The organism is Entomoplasma ellychniae (assembly GCF_002930155.1).
Classification (GTDB): domain Bacteria; phylum Bacillota_I; class Bacilli_A; order Mycoplasmatales; family Mycoplasmataceae; genus Entomoplasma; species Entomoplasma ellychniae.
The window spans coordinates 584,584-602,675 of record NZ_PHND01000001.1 but is presented as its reverse complement, the minus strand read 5'-3'; the positions used below and the strand labels follow the sequence as shown (position 1 = coordinate 602,675).

Genomic DNA, 18,092 nt, shown 5'->3' with positions numbered 1-18,092 from the left:
CCCTTTTTTTTTAATTATTTTTGTTTAATTATAAACTCATATACCAAAGGAACAAAGTACAAACTTCCACAGATAAGTAAATTTTCTTTTGATGTTAATATAAAGTTTTCAATATTCTTTATTTTTAAATTATGATTAATTTTATTAATATCTCAACTTTTAAAATATTCAAAGTTGGTTATATAAACTTTCTCAAAATTGTTTTTAAGTGTATTTAAAATTGTTATATAATCTTTAGTTTCAATACTTGCATACACAACTGTTCATTCTTTTGTGTTTACACTATTTATTAATTGATTTATACCATCAACATTATGCGCTCCATCTAAAATTATTTTTATATCTTTAAATTCAATTTGGGTAAATCTACCAAGTGGTGGTTGAACATTGTTTAAATCATAGTTAATTTTAAAATGCTGTAAAACTTTATTAGCTAAACCCTTATTTGCTTTTTGATAATTGATTTTATCTTCATATGAATCAGCTCAAATTATTGCGTTCTTATTTACTAAACTTTTTATTATAATATCTTTATATTTTAAATTATCCATTGAAATAATCAAGGGCACATTTTTATAAGCTATATTTACTTTTTGGAAAATAATTTCTTCTATTGATGTTCCAAGCACTTCAATGTGATCATAACTAATAGAACTTACAACAACCAATAATTGATTACTCATTAGTTTAGTTGAATCTTTCACTCCACCAATACCAGCTTCCATGACAATAATATCAACATTATTGTCAGCAAAATACAATATTGCTATTAAAGTTCATATTTCAAAAAAAGTTAATTTATATTCAACAACATATTTTTTTGTAATCTTAATATAGTGTTTTAAATCCTCATCTGAAATAAACTTGTTATTAATTTGGATTCGCTCATTGTGGTAAATAAAAGCTGGAGATGTGAATAGACCCACTTTGTTATATTTTTCTAGTAAACCTTTTGATATAAAAAATGAAGTGCTTCCTTTTCCATTAGTTCCAACAACAGATATTGTTGGTAAATTTTGTTGTGGGTTATTTAATAAGTTTAATACCTTATCTAAATTATATATTTTTTGAAATCTTTGATTAATATCAATTATATCTTTACTTACTTGTATCATTATATAAATACCTTTTTAAATATTCACCAGTATAAGAACCTGGGGCATCAGCAACTTGTTCTGGAGTTCCTTGAGCAACAATAAGACCACCGTTAACTCCACCACCAGGACCAAGATCAATAACATGATCAACAGTTTTGATAAAATCTAAATTGTGTTCAATTGAAATAACTGAATTACCTAAATCTACTAATCTATTTAAAACAGCTAATAAGCGCTTAACGTCATCAACATGTAACCCTGTTGTAGGTTCGTCTAATAAAAACATAGTTTGACCTGTTTGTTTTTTTAATAAATATGTTGATAATTTAATTCTTTGTGCTTCTCCACCAGATAAAGTAGTTGCTGATTGACCTAACTTAATATAATCTAGACCAACTTCTAAAATAGTATCTAATTTTTGTTTTATTGAAGGTATATTTTCAAAGAAAAGTGCAGCAGTAGCAACTGTCATACCTAGTACGTCTGAAATTGTTTTTTCTTTGTATTTAACTTGAAGTGTTTCGTCATTATATCTCTTACCCTCACAAACTTCACATGTTACTTCAACACTTGGCATAAATTGCATTGATATAGTAATAACACCATCACCATAACAATGTTCACATCTTCCACCAGGGACATTGAATGAAAATCTGCCTTTTTTGTATCCTCTAATTTTTGCTTCTGGTAAGTTAGTAAATAAGTCTCTAATATCGTCAAAAACACCAGTGTAAGTGGCTGGGTTAGATCTTGGTGTTTTTCCAATTGGTTCTTGAGATATAAATATAACTTTATCAATATTCTCTAAACCTTTCATTTTTCCAAAATCACCAGCCACAATGTGTTCTCTTGAAAGATTTTTTCGAATACCTTTGTAAATTATGTCTTCTAATAAAGTTGATTTACCAGAACCGCTAACTCCAGTTATACAAACAAATTTATTTAAAGGTATAGTTACATTTATATTTTTTAAATTGTTTTCTTTAGCACCTAGTATTTCTAGTTTTCTTTGAGTACCAATACGACGTTTTTTAGGAACATCAACTTTTTTTTGACCAGATAAATATTGTCCTGTAATACTGTTAGATTTTAAAATATCTTTATAAGTACCACTAAATGATATTTCTCCACCATGTTCTCCAGCTCTGGGTCCAACATCAACAATTCAATCAGCAACTTTCATTGTATCTTCATCGTGTTCAACAACAATTAAAGTGTTACCTAAATCTCTTAAATGTTTTAGAGTGTTAATTAATTTATCGTTATCTCTTTGATGTAAACCAATTGATGGTTCATCTAAAACATATAATATTCCTGTTAATTGACTCCCAATTTGTTTTGCCAGTCTAATTCTTTGTGCTTCTCCACCAGATAAAGTAGTTGCTGTTCTAGCTAAATCCAGATAGCCTAAACCAACTTCATTTAAAAAACTAATTCTGTTAGTTATTTCGGTTAACACTAAATTAGCAATTTTTGCTTGATTTTCAGATAGTTGAACATTAAGTATAAACTCTAACTCATCAGAAATACTCATACTTGTAAACTCAAAAATATTTTTGTTATTTACTTTTATACTTAAAGCAGTTGGATTTAATCTTGACCCACTACAAGTTTCACAAATTGTTGATGACATGAACTTTGTATATCATTTTCGAATCTCTTCTGATTTAGTTTCAAAATATCTTCTTTGGATTAAATCTGCTACACCTTCAATTTGCTCATATGAATCATATCTTCTTCCACTACTACTAATTAATTTGATTTCTACAGCCTCATCACTACCTTTTAAAATAGCTTTTTTTTGTTTTGGTGTAAGGTTTTCAATTGGTAAGTTTAAATCAATATAGTAATAATCACACAAAGTTCTAAATCTTTGTCATTCTAAATTATCTGTTCCTAAAAAATTTTTAAAATATACTACCCCTGCTTGCATAATAGATAAACTTTCATCAGGAATAATAAGTTGTGGATCAGCTTTTAATCTCACTCCTAAACCATCGCAATCTTCACAAGCACCTAAAGGTGCATTGAAAGAAAATAACCTTGGCTCTAGCTCGGGTATATTAAAACCACAAACACTACAAGAGTATGATGTTGAGTAAGTTTTATCTTCCTTATCTTTTGTTTCAGGGTATTTTATTTTTACTAATTTATCTGAATATTGAATTGCAATTTCAATAGCTGAGTAAATTCTTGAATATATTTCTTCATCATTTTTAAAAATTAAACGATCAACTACCAAGTCAATATCATGTCTTGTATTTTTTTCCAAAATTATTTCTTCGTCAAGCATTCGAATTTCGCCATCAACAATAATTCTAATAAAACCTTCATTTGAAAGTTTTAAAAATAAATCTTTTTGACTACCTTTTTTACTTCTAACAATTGGTGCTAAAATATAAACTTGTTCATCTTCAACAGTTTGAGATTTAATATTGTTAATTATTTCCTTAATACTTATAGCATTAATTTCTCCATGACCATTAACACAAAAAGGTGTTCCCACTCTTGCATAAAGCAGTCTTAAGTAATCATATATTTCAGTAACTGTTCCAACAGTTGATCTTGGGTTATGAGATGTTGTTTTTTGATCAATTGATATTGCTGGTGATAATCCATCAATTGAATCAACATCAGGTTTTTCATTACCTCCCAAAAATTGCCTTGCATAAGCTGACAAAGACTCTATATATCTTCTTCTACCTTCTGCATAAATTGTAGAAAATGCTAAAGATGATTTACCACTACCTGATAAACCTGTAAATACTATTAATTTATTTTTTGGAATTTCTAAATCAACATTTTTTAGATTGTTTTCTCTAGCTCCTTTGATTATTATTTTATCTTGCATTATTTTACCTCGTTTTTTTGCGCTTCAAGTTCAATTATTGTATCTCTTAAAATTGCTGCTTTTTCAAAATCTAAATCTTTAGCTGCTTGTAACATGTCAACTCTTATAGAATCAATAGTTGCTTGATAAACACCCTTTTTATTTTTAGATTTTTTGATCATTGATAATTGTTTTTTAGTTGAATCACTCATCAATGAATCTGTAATTTTTTTAGTAATAGTTTTGGGTGTGATATTATGTTTAATATTATAAGCTTCCTGAATAGTTCTTCTTCTATTGGTTTCATCAATAGCTTCTTGCATAGCTGTTGATGTCGAGTCAGCATAAAATATAACTTTACCATTAACATTTCTAGCAGCACGTCCAGCAGTTTGAATTAAAGACTTAGTATTTCTTAAAAAACCTTGTTTATCTGCATCTAAAACGCAAACTAAACTTACTTCTGGTAAGTCAAGCCCTTCTCTTAATAAATTAACCCCAACAACAGCATCATAAACACCTCTTCTTAAATCATTCAAAATTTCAGATCTTTGCAATGTCTTAAGTTCTGAGTGTAAATAGGCTACTTTTATATTTCTATTTTGCAAGTAACTAGTTAAATCTTCACTCATTCTTATTGTTAGTGTTGTAATAAAAACTTTTTCATTATTTTTTTTACGTTCATGTATTTGTTCAATAATATCTTCAATTTGATTTTCTGTTTTTTTGATTTCAATTACTGGATCTAATAAACCTGTCGGTCTGATTATTTGTTCAACAACTTTGTTATCTACTTTTTCTAATTCATATTCTCCAGGTGTGGCTGATGTGTAAATAACTTGTTTTAATTTTGACTGGAATTCTTCAAAATTTAAAGGTCTATTGTCTAAAGCTGATGGTAGTCTAAAACCATATTCAACCAAAGTTGTTTTTCTAGACCTATCAGTATTATACATTCCTCTTGTTTGAGGAATCATTATATGTGATTCATCAATAATTGTTAAAAAATCACCTTTGAAATAATCCAAAAGAGAATATGGTGTTTGCCCTGATTTTCTAAAATCTAAATGCGCTGAATAGTTTTCAATTCCTGAAACAAAACCAAACTCTTCTAAACTTTCTAAATCAAATCTAGTTCTTTGATCTATTCTCTCTGCTTCTAATAATTTTCCTTCATCTTTAAATTCCTGAATTCTTTCAGTTAATTCTGCTCTTATGTTTAAACAAGCTTGTTTAAGTTTATCTTCTGGCGTTACATATGCTTGAGCTGGGTAAACTGTTACAGTACTTATTTTTTCGATTAAACTTCCAGTTGTAACATTTAACATATCAATCATTTCTATTTCATCTTTAAACAATGACAATCGATACATAGCATTCATAGTTCAACCAGGAACAATTTTGATAATATCTCCTTTCGCACTAAAAGTACCAGGTAAATTTTCAATATCATTTCTTGTATAACCTGTTTTAATTAAATAAAGTAAAAGAGTTTTTTTTGAAATTTTTTGCCCAGTTTTTAACTCAAAAAAACTAGAAGCATACTCAATTGGATTTTGTGATGGATAAATACAAGCAACAGATGCAACAACAATTGTGTCGTTTCTTATTGATAAAGCATTCATTGCACTCATCCTCAACATATCTAATTCCATATTAACTCTTGCATCTTTGTTTATATATAAGTCAGTTGAGGGTTTATAGGCTTCAGGTTGAAAGTAATCAAAGTTAGAAACAAAGTACTCAACTCTATTGTTTGGGAAAAATTCTTTTAATTCATAATAAAGTTGCATAGCAAGTGTTTTATTATGCGCAAGAATCAAAGTAGGCTTATTTATTTGTGTAATAACATTAGCCATTGTAAAAGTTTTACCAGTTCCAGTAGCTCCAAGTAGAACTTGATGTTTTTTATTTTCATTTATTCCTTTAATTAAATCATTAATGGCTTTTGGTTGATCACCAGATGGTTGAAAGTCACTTTTTAATTCAAATTTATTATCTTTAATGTATTTCATGCAACCTTCTTTCTTTGTAAAAATACAAAACCACTAGGATTGAGCCTAGTGTTCTTTCTTATCCAATTTTAGCTTTTGATATAACACCACCATCATTATTGTCATCAATAATTGATTTTTTGTTATTAATATCTTTTTTTATTTCTTGTATTTGTTTATTCAAAGTTAATGCAATTTCTTTAAAAGTATTTAACTTTTGTGCTTCTTGCTCGTTTGAAACTGTTTTTAATTTTTTTTCATATAATTCTAAAATTTCTTGTTCAGAAATATTTGCAATATCTTTAATTTCTAAAGTTGCTAAAATTTGCTGCATTTCTTGTTCAGAAATATCAACTGTACGATTTCTAGAATTTTCTTGTCTTCTTTGGAGTTCAATGACTAAACCTAATAAAATATCTCTTTGCATATTTAATTTTTGAAAGTGTTTTTCATCACTTGCTTTAGGAATTAGAGTGTTGAATCTATTATTTATATCTTCTTTATTTAATTGTTGAACGCTCAAACCAACTTCTTCTAATATCTCATCAATTATGGCATCTGTAATTTCAATTTTTTTAACTTCTTCTTTAACCTCTGGTGCTTTTAAAACAATTGATGATAATGTATTAACTACATCAAAAGCAATATCAACTTTTGTTTTATTAAATAATACTGTTGATTGCTCAATATAAATTGATAATGGGTTATTTTGAGCATATTGTTGTAAATATACTCCGGCTTTAAGTTTAGAAGCAACATCAATATGATTTGTTCAGTATTTGTCAAAAAACTGTAAAATGTTTCTTCTTTCCATTTCTAAAACTACATCATTTGGAATATCTATAACTCTTGCTTTATAGAATTCTAGCATTGCATCAGCAATTTCTTTTGCTAGTTGGAATTTTTCTTTATTATAAAAATCTGGAATTAAAAAACGTCTATGTGCAACTAACTTACCATCAATTTCATTCATTAACTTTTCAGCATTAATTGCTTTTTCTCCATGAATAACTTCTGAATTTAATTCAATCAATTCATAAGCTACTGTTAATTGCAATTTGTTAATTACAACTTTTAAATCTTCAGCTTCTAAAATATCATCTCTTTGTGCATACATAACTTCACGTTGTTGAGCTAAAATATTATCATAATCTAAAACATTTTTACGCTGATCAAAGTTCAAACCTTCAAGTTTTTTTTGTGCATTTGTAACAGCTCTAGTAAATATTTTTGATTTAATGTGATCATCACCTAAACTTAAAAAACTTTTTCTAGCTCTTGGCGAAGCAAATCTAATCATTAAATCATCTTCCATTGAAATATAAAATCTCGACATACCAGGATCACCTTGTCTCCCACTGCGACCTCTTAATTGGTTATCAATACGTCTAGCTTCATTTCTTTCAACTCCAAAAACACACAAACCACCTAAAGCTCTAACTTCATCATTTAACTTTATATCAGTTCCACGACCAGCCATGTTTGTTGCTAATGTAATTGCTTTTAATTCACCAGCAATAGACACAATTTCTGCTTCTCTATCATGGTTCTTAGCATTAATCATCTCATATTTTAAACCAGCTTTTTCTAAGTATCTTGAAATTTGCTCTGATGATTCAACACTAGTAGTACCTATCAAAATAGGATTACCCTTTTCATTAATTTCTTTAATATCAATTATTAGTTTTTTTAGTGCTGCATTTTTAGTACCAAATGTATAATCAGATTCATCATTTCTAATAATTGGTTTGTTTGTAGGGCACGTAACAACTCTAGTATTGTAAATTTTTAAAAACTCTTCTTCTTCAGTTTTAGCAGTTCCTGTCATTCCTGACAGTTTTGCATATAAACGATAAAAGTTTTGGTATGTGATTGTTGCAAGAATTGAAGTTTCATCTTCAATTTCAACAAGTTCTTTTGCCTGAATAGCTTGCTGTAATCCATCAGAATATGATCTACCTTTTAAAATACGTCCTGTAAATTGATCAATTAATTCAACTTCACCAGTTACAACTGTATATTCTACACCTTCTTTAAATGTGTAATTAGCTTTCAATGCATTTAAAATTAAGTGGAAAATTTCAGTGTTTTCTAAAGCAAATAGATTTTCTAAAGTAAAAAAATCCTTAGCTTTTTTCATCCCTGATTCAGTTAGATAAACTTGTTTGGTTTCCAAATCAATATCAATGTCTTCATTTTCTTTAATTTCTTTTGCAAATTTATCTGCCATTTTATACAAATTAGCTCTTGACGATGTTCCACCAGAAATAATCAATGGCGTTCTAGCCTCATCAATAAGAACAGAATCAGCCTCATCAATAATTGCAAAATTCAATTTTCTTTGAACTTTATCAGAAGCTTCAATAACCATATTATCTCTTAAATAATCAAAACCAATTTCTGCATTTGTTGTGTATGTTATATCAGCTGCGTATGCTTCTCTTTTTTGATTTTTAGACATTCTTGAACCATTAAGCCCAACACTTACACCTAGTAAATCAAAAACTTGACCATTAATTTCAGAGTCACGTCTTGAAAGATATTCATTAACTGTAACTATATGAACACCTTTTCCAGTTAGTGAATTTAAATATGCTGGAAATAACCCAGTTAAAGTTTTACCTTCACCAGTTCTCATTTCAGCGATATCTCCATAATGAAGAATTATTGCTCCAAGCAACTGAACTTTATATGCGTTCAATTTTAATACTCTATTAGCTGCTTCTCTTGCAACTGCATAAGCTTCAATTAATAAATCATCAACATCTTCACCATTTACAATTCTTTCTTTAAATTCTTTAGTTTTTAAAGCAAAATCTGCAATATCCATTTTTTTCATTTCTGGTTCTAAAGCTATAATTTTATCTGCTAATTTACCATAATTTTTCAATAAACGTTTATCTGATGCCATTGTGATTCTCCTTTAAAAATTTAAAATAAGTTTTGTTTAAAACTATTTAATATTATAATCAATGTAAGTGACTAAGTAAAGGGGAAATTTTATTTTGCAAAGTATAAACAAAAAAAACGTTATTTCAAACACTTTAGTTATTAAAAAATCTACTTTTACTTCTTTTATTTACGAAATTCATAATAAACAAGAATTAGAAAAATTTCTTACTGATTTTTCAGATTCAAAAGCAGCACATAATTGTTATGCATATAAATTTATTGATCAACAAGAACATGGTGGTATGAATGATGATGGTGAACCAAAAAATACAGCTGGTAAACCAATTTTTAATGTAATTGAAAAATCACAAATTAATAATGTTTGTATTCTTGTTGTAAGAAAATATGGGGGCTTAAAATTGGGTGCAGGGCCGTTAACTAGAGCTTATGTAAAAGCTGCAAGTGAGGTTGTTAAAAAATTTAAAATGATGTAATTGTTTAAAATAATATATTTATCATGTCTAACTTTTTTATTTTTTATTTTGCTATACTTAAAAAGTAAGGAATTTGAAAAAATGAATACTATAAATGAAAAACGCACGATATTAATTATCGACGGTTATCATTTACTACATAAGGGATACTATGGTTCTCTTAAAAGAAAAAAAGTTGCTTTAAATAGAGATGGAATTCAAATTAACGCCATTTATACTTTTATCGCAAAAATTATTGAGATAGTAAATAAGAATAACTATTATACAGTGATTGTGACCATGGATATGGATCAGGGTTGTTGACGTCGAGAATTATATCCAGAATATAAAGCTAAAAGAAAAGATACACCAGAATCATTAATTCCTCAAAAGGATATTATAAGAGAGTTTTTAACTGCAGCTAATATACCTTGATATGAAATGCCAAGATATGAAGCAGATGATTTAATTGGCACTATTAATAAAATAGCAACTAAATTAGATTATGATGTTCATATCCTTTCAAACGATAAAGATATCTTTCAATTAATTGGTGATAAAACACAGGTTATAACAAACATTTCTAAAAATGATGAACATATTTTTGTTAATGAATCATTAGTTTTTGAAAAGTTTGGATGTAAACCAAGTCAGGTTTCATATATTAAAGCTTTGATGGGAGATCCATCAGATAACATTAAGGGTGTTAGACACTTGCATTACAATCAAGCAATTCAATTATTAGAAAAATATCAAACCATTGATGAAATTTTTAAGCATATCGATGAGATAAAACCATTAATATCAAAAAGATTAATTGATAATAAAGAACATATTCTTCTTAATGCTAAAATAACTAAAATTCAAGATAGACTACCAGTTGGTAGAGTTGATTTAAAACCACTAAGAATTAATTGATATGGATTTAATAAATTTCTGAAAAAGCACAAAATGTGAGCATATGTGACTCAAGTAAATAAAATTATTGAAAATAATAAAAATAGCAAAAGTAAATAACTTTAAGTTATTTTTTTATTTGATTAAGTTTTTTTGTTAGAATTAAAAATGTTAAATAAACTTGAAAGGAGATTTTATGAGTTTAATAGTATTAGAAAATGTTACACATCAAAATGGTGGTAAAAAATTATATGAAAATACTGGGTTAAGAATTAATCATGGTGAACATGTAGCTCTTCTTGGACCTAATGGTGCTGGTAAAACTACACTATTAAATATCATTTCTCAAAAAATTGTTCCTGATCATGGTAAAGTTGAATGACATCCAAAAGCTAAAATTGGTTATTTAGACCAACATCAAGAAGTGGATATGGCTGTAACTGGTGAAGAATATTTAAAAGAATCTTTTAAAGAGCTTTATGATATGGAAGCTAAAATACATAAAATATACGAAGATATGGCTGTTGAGTATAATGAAGATGACTTAGTTAAAGCTTTAGCAATGCAAGAAGAGTTAAACTTAAAAGAGTTTGATTTAATTGAAAAGAAAATTGGTAACTTAGTTGGTGGATTAGGTATTGAATTAGAAAATACAAAAAGACCTTTAGGGACTTTATCTGGTGGTCAAAGAGGTAAAATACTTTTAGCCAAACTACTTTTAAAAAATGATGATTTTATCTTACTTGATGAGCCAACAAACTTCTTAGATGTTGAGCAAGTACAATGATTAATTAGTTTTTTGCAAAATTATGAAAACGCTTTTTTAGTTGTTTCACATGATAGAGATTTTATTAATCAAATTGTTGATGTTATTTATTCAATTGAAAACTTACAAATAGTAAGATATGTTGGTAATTATGATAAGTTTTTAGAACTTTCTGCTTTAAGAGCTGAACAATATGATAAAGCTAGAGAATCTCAACAAGGTCAAATCGGAAAATTAAAAGAATATATTAATAAAAATAGCGCTCGTGCTTCCACAGCTAAAAGTGCACAATCAAGAGTTAAACAACTAGAAAAAATGGATGTGATGGTAGCTAGACAGGATTTAGTTAAGCCAACAATGGTGTTCAAATATAAAAGACCTAATTCTTCAGTTATTATCAAATCAGATAAATTAGAAATTGGTTATGATTTTGCTTTAACTGCACCATTAACTTTTGAATTACGTGAAGGCGAAAAATGTATTGTTAAAGGTTATAATGGTATTGGTAAAACAACTTTTTTAAAAAGTACTGCTGGAGAAATTCAACCTTTTAGTGGTGACATTAAAATGGGTAACGGGGTAGCTGTGAACTTCTTTCACCAAGTTGATGATTTTGAAGAAGATCAAACCCCAGTTACTTACTTATTAGCAAAACACCCTAAACTAACACCATCAGAAGTTAGAGCAAAATTAGGTATGTTTGGTATTAAAGGTGATCTGATGGTTAATAAAACTAAGTTGTTGTCTGGTGGAGAACAAACTAAAGTTAGGTTAGCTTCATTAAGCCTTGAACCATGTAGTTTACTTATTTTAGATGAGCCAACTAATCATATTGATGTTTTAGCAAAAGAAGCTCTTTTAGAGGCTATTAAAGTTTTTGAGGGGACTGTTTTAATTACAACTCATGATATTAATTTTGAAACACAATGAGCTGATAAAGTTTTAGACTTTGAAAAAATGCAAGTAGAATAAAAAACACCTTTATAGGTGTTTTTTTAACATTTGATTAACTACTTATTTCAAAATAACTTTTTAGCATTATCAGCTGTTATTTCTGCTATATTATCTTTACTAAGTTTTTTAATGTTTGCAATTGAATCAACAACTAACCCAATGTATTTAGGTGCATTTGTTTTTTTAGCATAAGGTTTTGGTGTTTCATATGGGGCATCTGACTCAACAACTAAAAAATTCATTGGTATATCTTTAACAACTTTTTGTAATTGGTTGTCTTTTGTCACATGCCCATTTATTGCTATAAAAATTCCTTTTTCCATAAACATTTCAGCAACTTCTAAAGTAGAGTGGAATGAGTGAACTACAGCTTTGAAATATTTCTCTTCTTTAAGAACTTTCAAAACATCTTTATAAGCTTCAAATGAACCTTCTTTGTCTTTAATATGCAAAGATAAAGCTAACTTCATTTTTTTAGCAATTTTAATGTGCGCTCTTAAAAATTTAATTTGTTGTTCTTTATACTTTTGACCTTCTCTAAAATAATCCAAACCAGTTTCACCAATTCCAACAACTTTGTCTGCATGAGCTAAAGTGTTTAATGTTTCTAATGCTTCGTCTGTAAATAAATGAGCTTGTGTTGGATGGATCCCAACCAGTGCAAAAACATTTTTATTTTTTTGCGCTTGTACTAAAGCTACTTTTGATGATTTAATATCATATCCAACATTATTTATGAAATCAACTCCATTAATTTTAGCTTCTTTTGCCATTTCGGCACTTGATATTTCATTTTCAATGTATATATTATCGTTTAAATGACAATGTGTATCGTATATTCCTGCCATATTTTCTCTTTTCTATCCACAGCTAAATTTGCGCGCTTTAACAAATATTGTTTTTGTGTTATCAATTTTAATAAAATCTAGACTATATTCTCTTTCTAAAATACCAACATCTTCTAAATGTCATATTTTTTCTCAAGCTTTGAATATATCATCTGGCATTTCCATACCAAAATCTTTTGATTTATCACCTAAAACGAAAGGTATATATCCAGATTGATTAATAATTAATTCTTGGTCATTAACATCTTCTACACAAATTAAAATTTCAACTTGCTTTGTGTAATCACCTTTGTAATCTCTATATACAATAAAATATTGTTTTAAGTTTGTTGAATTTAATAACTGTTTTATGATTTCTTCATTACCAGGCTGTTGATCAATAATTAATGACTTAATAATTTTTAAATATATTTTTTCCATAATTTTTCTTCCTTTAAATAAATTATAAAACTTTAAAAGTTAATTAATGTTATTTATTCAAATCAAAAAGTTTAATTGCATTATTTGTTGTAGCTTTAATAACTTCTTCTTTTCTTAAATTTTTTAACTCAGCTATTTTTTCAACTGTTAAATTTATAAATTTTGGTTCATTTAAAGTACCACGGTGTGGGTGTGGTGTTAAGTATGGTGCATCTGTTTCAACTAACATTTTATCTAAAGGTATATGTATAGTTGCTTCTTGAAGTGTTCTAGCATTCTTAAATGTAACAGCTCCACCAATATTAAGATAACAACCTAACGCTAAAAATTTATCAGCTATTTCTTTATTTGCTGAAAAACAGTGAATAATGATTTTTGCTACTTGATATTTTTTTAATATATCTATAACGTCTAAATAAGCATCATATACATCTACTTCATCTCTAATGTGTATTTGTAATACTTTATTGTGTTTATTAGCTAATTCTATATGTTTGATAAAAAACTCTTTTTGTAATTGTTTGTCTTCTTTAGTATAAAAATAATCTAAACCAGTTTCACCAATGCATACAACTTCTGTGTTTTCACATAGTTTATCTAATTTATCAAAAACACTCAACTTGTGTTTAGTAACATCATTTGGGTGAATTGCAATTGCTGAATATATTATGTCTTTATATTTTTTTGCTAACTCCACGGATTTATAACTTGATATTAAATCAAAACTAGCGCATAAAAAACCACCAACATTTTCTTGTTGAGCTTCTTTTACCAATCTATCAATCATTTCTTCTTTATATTTTCAATCATCATTAAAATGAGTATGTGCATCAAATATTTTTTTGTTATTCATCTTTTTCCTTTATTAAATTATTTTAACAAATTAATGACTTATAATATATTTATAAACTTATTAAAGGAGATTATATATAGATGAGTAAAATTTTAGTTATAAACGGTTCAGTTACACCAAGTCAAAACTCAGTGTCACAAGAACTTGGAAGAAGATTTTTAGAAGAATATAAAAAAAATAATGTTAATGATGAAATCATTCATTTGGATTTGCACAAAGAAGTAGTTGGTAATAACACTTTGTCACAAGAAAATTTTGCAACATATTGAAGTGAAACAGAAGGAATGAAATTTATTAATCAATTAAAAGAAGTTGATAAATTAATTATTATAGCGCCAATGTATAATTTTAATATTTCAGGGTTATTAAAAAACTATATTGATCATGTTGCACTGGCTAACCAAACTTTTTCATATAAGTATTCAAAAAAAGGGGATGCAATTGGGTTGTTAGACCACTTAAAAGTCCAAATTCTTTCTTCACAAGGTGCACCTAAAGGTTGATATCCTTGAGGTGATCATGTTGCATACTTACAAGGTACATGAAATTTTATGGGTGGTAAAGTAGCTGATCCAATTTTATTAGCTGGGGTTAAAACCGAACCACTTTCAGCACTAACGCCATCAAAAATGGTTGATTCTATTCAAGAAGAAATTATTAAAAAAGCTGCTAAGTTTTAATAATCAAAAATCACTTACTATAAACTGGAAAAATAAAATCTACACTTCTCAAAAAGAAATGTAGATTTTTTATGATTAAACATTTAACAGAAAAACAATAGACAAAAATTTATTATTTTTTAATATCCAAAGTTCCGTCTTTGGAGTCTCTTTTAAATAATAGTTCTATTATTTCAGGTTTTCAAGCAACAAATTCTTTCTTACTAATTAAATTAAGAACTTGTTCTTTACTGGCTCATTTAACTTCTGCAACTTCTTCTGGTTGCAAGGTAAGTGTTTTTAAATCAACATCAAAATTTTCTTTAATATAAATATCAATAAATCCATCACTTCAAGTGAAACTCATTTTTGGAACTTGATTTTCAAAACTTATAATCAAACCTAATTCTTCTTTGACTTCTCTTTGAGCTGCTTGTCAACTATTATCTCCCGTTGTGGCAGAACCAGAAACACTAATATCTCATTTATCAAATCATTTGAAAATGAATGGGTATGATGGGGATTTGTTAATTCTTTGAATTAGCATTTCATTTCTAGAATTAAAAATTGCTATTTTAACAACCAGTCTGTAATAACCATTAGGTACTTTTTCACCCCTAATCATTGTTTTACCAGTTTTAATTTTATTGCAATCATATAAATCTAGAATTTCCATAAAAACCTCTTTGTTGATAATTTTACAATAAAAAAAGAGTTATTAAACTCTTGAAATAATTTTACTTTTAAAATTGTTTAACTTTTTCTGGGTTTTTTTTGCATATAGGGCAAGTTAACACATTAAACAATTTATTAGCTCTAAATTTTTTATACTCATAAGAAAAATTATTTAATTCTGGAATAACTTTATCAGCACTTTTAAAGTATTTATAATAATTAGTTCAATTAGTTTCTTTGTGACAATTCATACAATATACACCTTGTAAGTTGTATTTAATTACTATTGCATTTATTTGTGCAGTATATCATTCAAAGTTATAGACTTCTTGACTTATATCCATGTATTTATCAAATGAATTTAATAAATTTTTCTTTACGTCGTCAGCCATTGCTGAGTTTGAACTATTACGCTTATAAATTACTGGTAATATTATAGCTGTTAATAGCACTACAAAAAAGTTTAGTGCAGCAAAGCAAATGTTCAATTTTTCAAATAATGACATATTAATTTCCTCCATTTAAAATATATTTATAATTTTATAATAAAAAAGAAGCAAGAAGCAAAATTCTTTTTTATTTGATTAATTTGATTGTGTCCAAACAAATCATTAACTCTTCATTGGTTCGCATTACAATAACTGGTATTTTAGAATTTTTTGTTGATATAACTTTTGATTCATCATAATCAGCTTGATTAGCTTTGCTATCTAATTCAATATCTAATAAAGGTAACCTTTTAAGAATTTCTTCTCTAGCTGTTTCTGAGTTTTCTCCAATTCCTGCTGTAAAAACTATTGCGTCAATATCATGACCAATTAAATTTGCAAATCTGATTATATAATCAGCTGCTACTTGTGAATATTTATTTAATGATCTAATAAAGTTTGGCTTATTTTGTTTGTAACCGTTTGTAATATCACGCATATCACTTGTTTCACCAGACATACCGAGTAAACCTGATTGTTTATTTAAAATAGAGGTTGCTTCTTTAACTGTAATTTTTAATTCATTACAAATGTATTCAATAATTGAAGGATCAATATCACCACTACGAGTTCCCATCATTACACCAGCTAGTGGTGTAAGGCCCATTGTAGTATCAAATGACTTACCTTCTTTAATACAAGTGATAGAAGCTCCATTACCTAAATGGCAAATAATTGCATTAACTTTATTTAAATCTTTATTTAAGTTATTTGCTAATTGTTGAGTTATATACTGATAACTTATTCCATGAAAACCATATTTTCTAACCCCATGTTTTTCATATCATTCATATGGTACAGCATATAAATACTGCTCCTGATTTAAAGTTTGATGATAAGCAGTATCAAAACATGCTACAAGTTTTGCATTTGGCATAACTTTTTTAACTGCTTCAATAGCAGTAATAGCACCTGGATTGTGTAATGGGGCTAATTTAACTGCGTCTTTTATTGTATTAAACACTTCTGTTGAGATAACTGAGGATTCAGAAATAGTCCCACCGTGAACAATTCTAAAACCAACAGCTTTAATTGCTTCAGCACTTTTAATGATTTTCATTTCAACTAATTTCTTTAAAATGAAATCTACTGCAACTTCATGATTTGGTAAATCTACTTCAAATTTATATTTGGTTCCTTCATATTTAAATGAAACAATTCCATCAATAGTTATTCTTTCAGCTAAACCATCTAAAATATCTTTTGGTTGTTTTTCAGAAGTATCAAATAATCTAAATTTAATTGAACTACTTCCTGCATTTACTACTAATATCATCTTAAGCCTCCAATGCTTGGTAAATTGTTATTATTGCTGTGTTTATGATATCAACAAGCGTTGCACCACGACTAAGATCATTAACTGGTTGATTAAACCCTAATATAAAAGGACCAATTGCTTCAAATCCACCCATTCTTTGAGCTATTTTGTATCCTATATTTCCAGAATTAATATCTGGAAACACAAACACATCAGGTGTTTTTTTTATTAAAGAACAATTTTTAAATTTTTTGTCTCTGATTTCTTTGTCTCATGCTGCATCAAATTGCATCTCACCAGCAAAAATAAATTCTTGCTTTTCAGATTCTAATTTTGCAACAGCCGCTTTTACTCTTTCAACATCTTCACCAGCTCCAGAACCATTTGTTGAATAACTTAGCATTGCAACTTCAACATCATTAACACCAAATGATTTTGCAAAATTAGCAGTCATTTTGGCTATATCAGCTAATTGTTCACTGGTTGGTTTAATATTTAAAGCACAATCTGTAAAGAAATAATTTTCTTCACCACGGTTCATTATAAACGCACTTGCAGCTAATGCTACATTTGGTTTTGTTTTAATGATTTGTAATGCTGGTCTAATTGTGTCAGCTGTTGTAAAAGTAATTCCACAAAGCATACAGTCAGCTTCTTTTGATTTAACTAGCATAGCACCAATATATGCTGGTAAGTTCATTAACTTAGTAGCTTGTTCTAAATTAGTTTTATCTTTTCTTAATTCAATGAACTTATCAATAAATGGTTTTTTATCTAATTCATTCATACAAATTACTTTGATATCAGTTTCAAGATTTTTTGAAACTGCATTTTTATTGTTAAAAATAATAGTTACATTTGCAATTTTGTTTTTTACAAGATAGTTTGCAACTTCTTGGATTTTTGGTTCTTCACCTTCTGGTAACACTATTGTTTTTTTGATTTTAGAATCAATTAATTTTTTTTCTATTTGTTTTACTGAATACAT

15 protein-coding genes are annotated in these 18,092 nt (G+C 27.7%); 4 read left to right on the top strand and 11 right to left on the bottom strand.

Features of this window, described 5'->3' with window-relative positions:
• Nucleotides 1-14: 14 nt before the first annotated feature.
• Genes EELLY_RS02675 through secA form a run of 4 tightly spaced genes read right to left on the bottom strand, consistent with a single transcriptional unit; the run spans nt 15 to nt 8,832 of the window.
• Complete coding sequence (locus EELLY_RS02675) at nt 15-1,115, bottom strand: bifunctional folylpolyglutamate synthase/dihydrofolate synthase (protein WP_104205931.1); 1,101 nt, start codon at nt 1,113-1,115, stop codon at nt 15-17.
• Nucleotides 1,099-3,951 (bottom strand): excinuclease ABC subunit UvrA, encoded by a 2,853-nt coding sequence (gene uvrA, locus EELLY_RS02670; protein WP_219818110.1) that lies wholly within the window; start codon nt 3,949-3,951, stop codon nt 1,099-1,101. Before uvrA ends, EELLY_RS02675 begins: the two co-directional genes overlap by 17 nt.
• The gene (uvrB, locus tag EELLY_RS02665; RefSeq protein WP_104205929.1) at nt 3,948-5,942 is read right to left on the bottom strand and encodes an excinuclease ABC subunit UvrB; all 1,995 of its coding nucleotides are present in this window, start codon (nt 5,940-5,942) and stop codon (nt 3,948-3,950) included. Before uvrB ends, uvrA begins: the two co-directional genes overlap by 4 nt.
• A 58-nt stretch (nt 5,943-6,000) precedes the next feature.
• Complete coding sequence (gene secA / locus EELLY_RS02660) at nt 6,001-8,832, bottom strand: preprotein translocase subunit SecA (protein ID WP_104205928.1); 2,832 nt, start codon at nt 8,830-8,832, stop codon at nt 6,001-6,003.
• Nucleotides 8,833-8,926: 94 nt separating this feature from the next.
• Here secA and EELLY_RS02655 point away from each other — a divergent pair, with 94 nt between their 5' ends.
• The 3 genes from EELLY_RS02655 to EELLY_RS02645 all read left to right on the top strand — a co-directional run bounded on the left by EELLY_RS02655 (nt 8,927) and on the right by EELLY_RS02645 (nt 11,921).
• Complete coding sequence (locus EELLY_RS02655) at nt 8,927-9,307, top strand: IMPACT family protein (protein WP_219818102.1); 381 nt, start codon at nt 8,927-8,929, stop codon at nt 9,305-9,307.
• Between the two features lie 81 nt (nt 9,308-9,388).
• Nucleotides 9,389-10,303: a 5'-3' exonuclease gene (locus EELLY_RS02650; RefSeq protein WP_104205927.1), complete on the top strand. Its 915-nt coding sequence runs from the start codon at nt 9,389-9,391 to the stop codon at nt 10,301-10,303.
• A gap of 76 nt (nt 10,304-10,379) precedes the next feature.
• Nucleotides 10,380-11,921: an ABC-F family ATP-binding cassette domain-containing protein gene (locus tag EELLY_RS02645; RefSeq protein WP_104205926.1), complete on the top strand. Its 1,542-nt coding sequence runs from the start codon at nt 10,380-10,382 to the stop codon at nt 11,919-11,921.
• Between the two features lie 38 nt (nt 11,922-11,959).
• Here the strand turns inward: EELLY_RS02645 and EELLY_RS02640 are convergent, their stop codons facing one another.
• Genes EELLY_RS02640 through EELLY_RS02630 form a run of 3 tightly spaced genes read right to left on the bottom strand, consistent with a single transcriptional unit; the run spans nt 11,960 to nt 14,024 of the window.
• A complete protein-coding gene (locus tag EELLY_RS02640; protein ID WP_104205925.1) occupies nt 11,960-12,751 on the bottom strand; it encodes a TatD family hydrolase in 792 nt (263 codons plus the stop codon).
• Between the two features lie 12 nt (nt 12,752-12,763).
• A complete protein-coding gene (locus EELLY_RS02635) occupies nt 12,764-13,171 on the bottom strand; it encodes a hypothetical protein (protein ID WP_104205924.1) in 408 nt (135 codons plus the stop codon).
• Between the two features lie 49 nt (nt 13,172-13,220).
• Nucleotides 13,221-14,024 carry a TatD family hydrolase gene (locus EELLY_RS02630; protein ID WP_104205923.1) on the bottom strand — a complete coding sequence of 268 codons (804 nt, stop codon included), beginning with the start codon at nt 14,022-14,024 and terminating at the stop codon, nt 13,221-13,223.
• Between the two features lie 80 nt (nt 14,025-14,104).
• Here EELLY_RS02630 and EELLY_RS02625 point away from each other — a divergent pair, with 80 nt between their 5' ends.
• Nucleotides 14,105-14,704 (top strand): FMN-dependent NADH-azoreductase, encoded by a 600-nt coding sequence (locus tag EELLY_RS02625; protein ID WP_104205922.1) that lies wholly within the window; start codon nt 14,105-14,107, stop codon nt 14,702-14,704.
• Nucleotides 14,705-14,816: 112 nt separating this feature from the next.
• Here EELLY_RS02625 and EELLY_RS02620 read toward each other — a convergent pair whose 3' ends face one another.
• From EELLY_RS02620 to pta, 4 genes are all read right to left on the bottom strand, one after another.
• The gene (locus EELLY_RS02620) at nt 14,817-15,359 is read right to left on the bottom strand and encodes an NUDIX hydrolase (RefSeq protein ID WP_104205921.1); all 543 of its coding nucleotides are present in this window, start codon (nt 15,357-15,359) and stop codon (nt 14,817-14,819) included.
• Nucleotides 15,360-15,426: 67 nt separating this feature from the next.
• Complete coding sequence (locus EELLY_RS02615) at nt 15,427-15,864, bottom strand: hypothetical protein (RefSeq protein ID WP_104205920.1); 438 nt, start codon at nt 15,862-15,864, stop codon at nt 15,427-15,429.
• Between the two features lie 70 nt (nt 15,865-15,934).
• Nucleotides 15,935-17,122: an acetate kinase gene (locus EELLY_RS02610; RefSeq protein WP_104205919.1), complete on the bottom strand. Its 1,188-nt coding sequence runs from the start codon at nt 17,120-17,122 to the stop codon at nt 15,935-15,937.
• Nucleotide 17,123: 1 nt separating this feature from the next.
• Nucleotides 17,124-18,092, bottom strand: coding sequence for a phosphate acetyltransferase (gene pta / locus EELLY_RS02605; protein WP_104205918.1), 969 nt, complete (start codon nt 18,090-18,092; stop codon nt 17,124-17,126).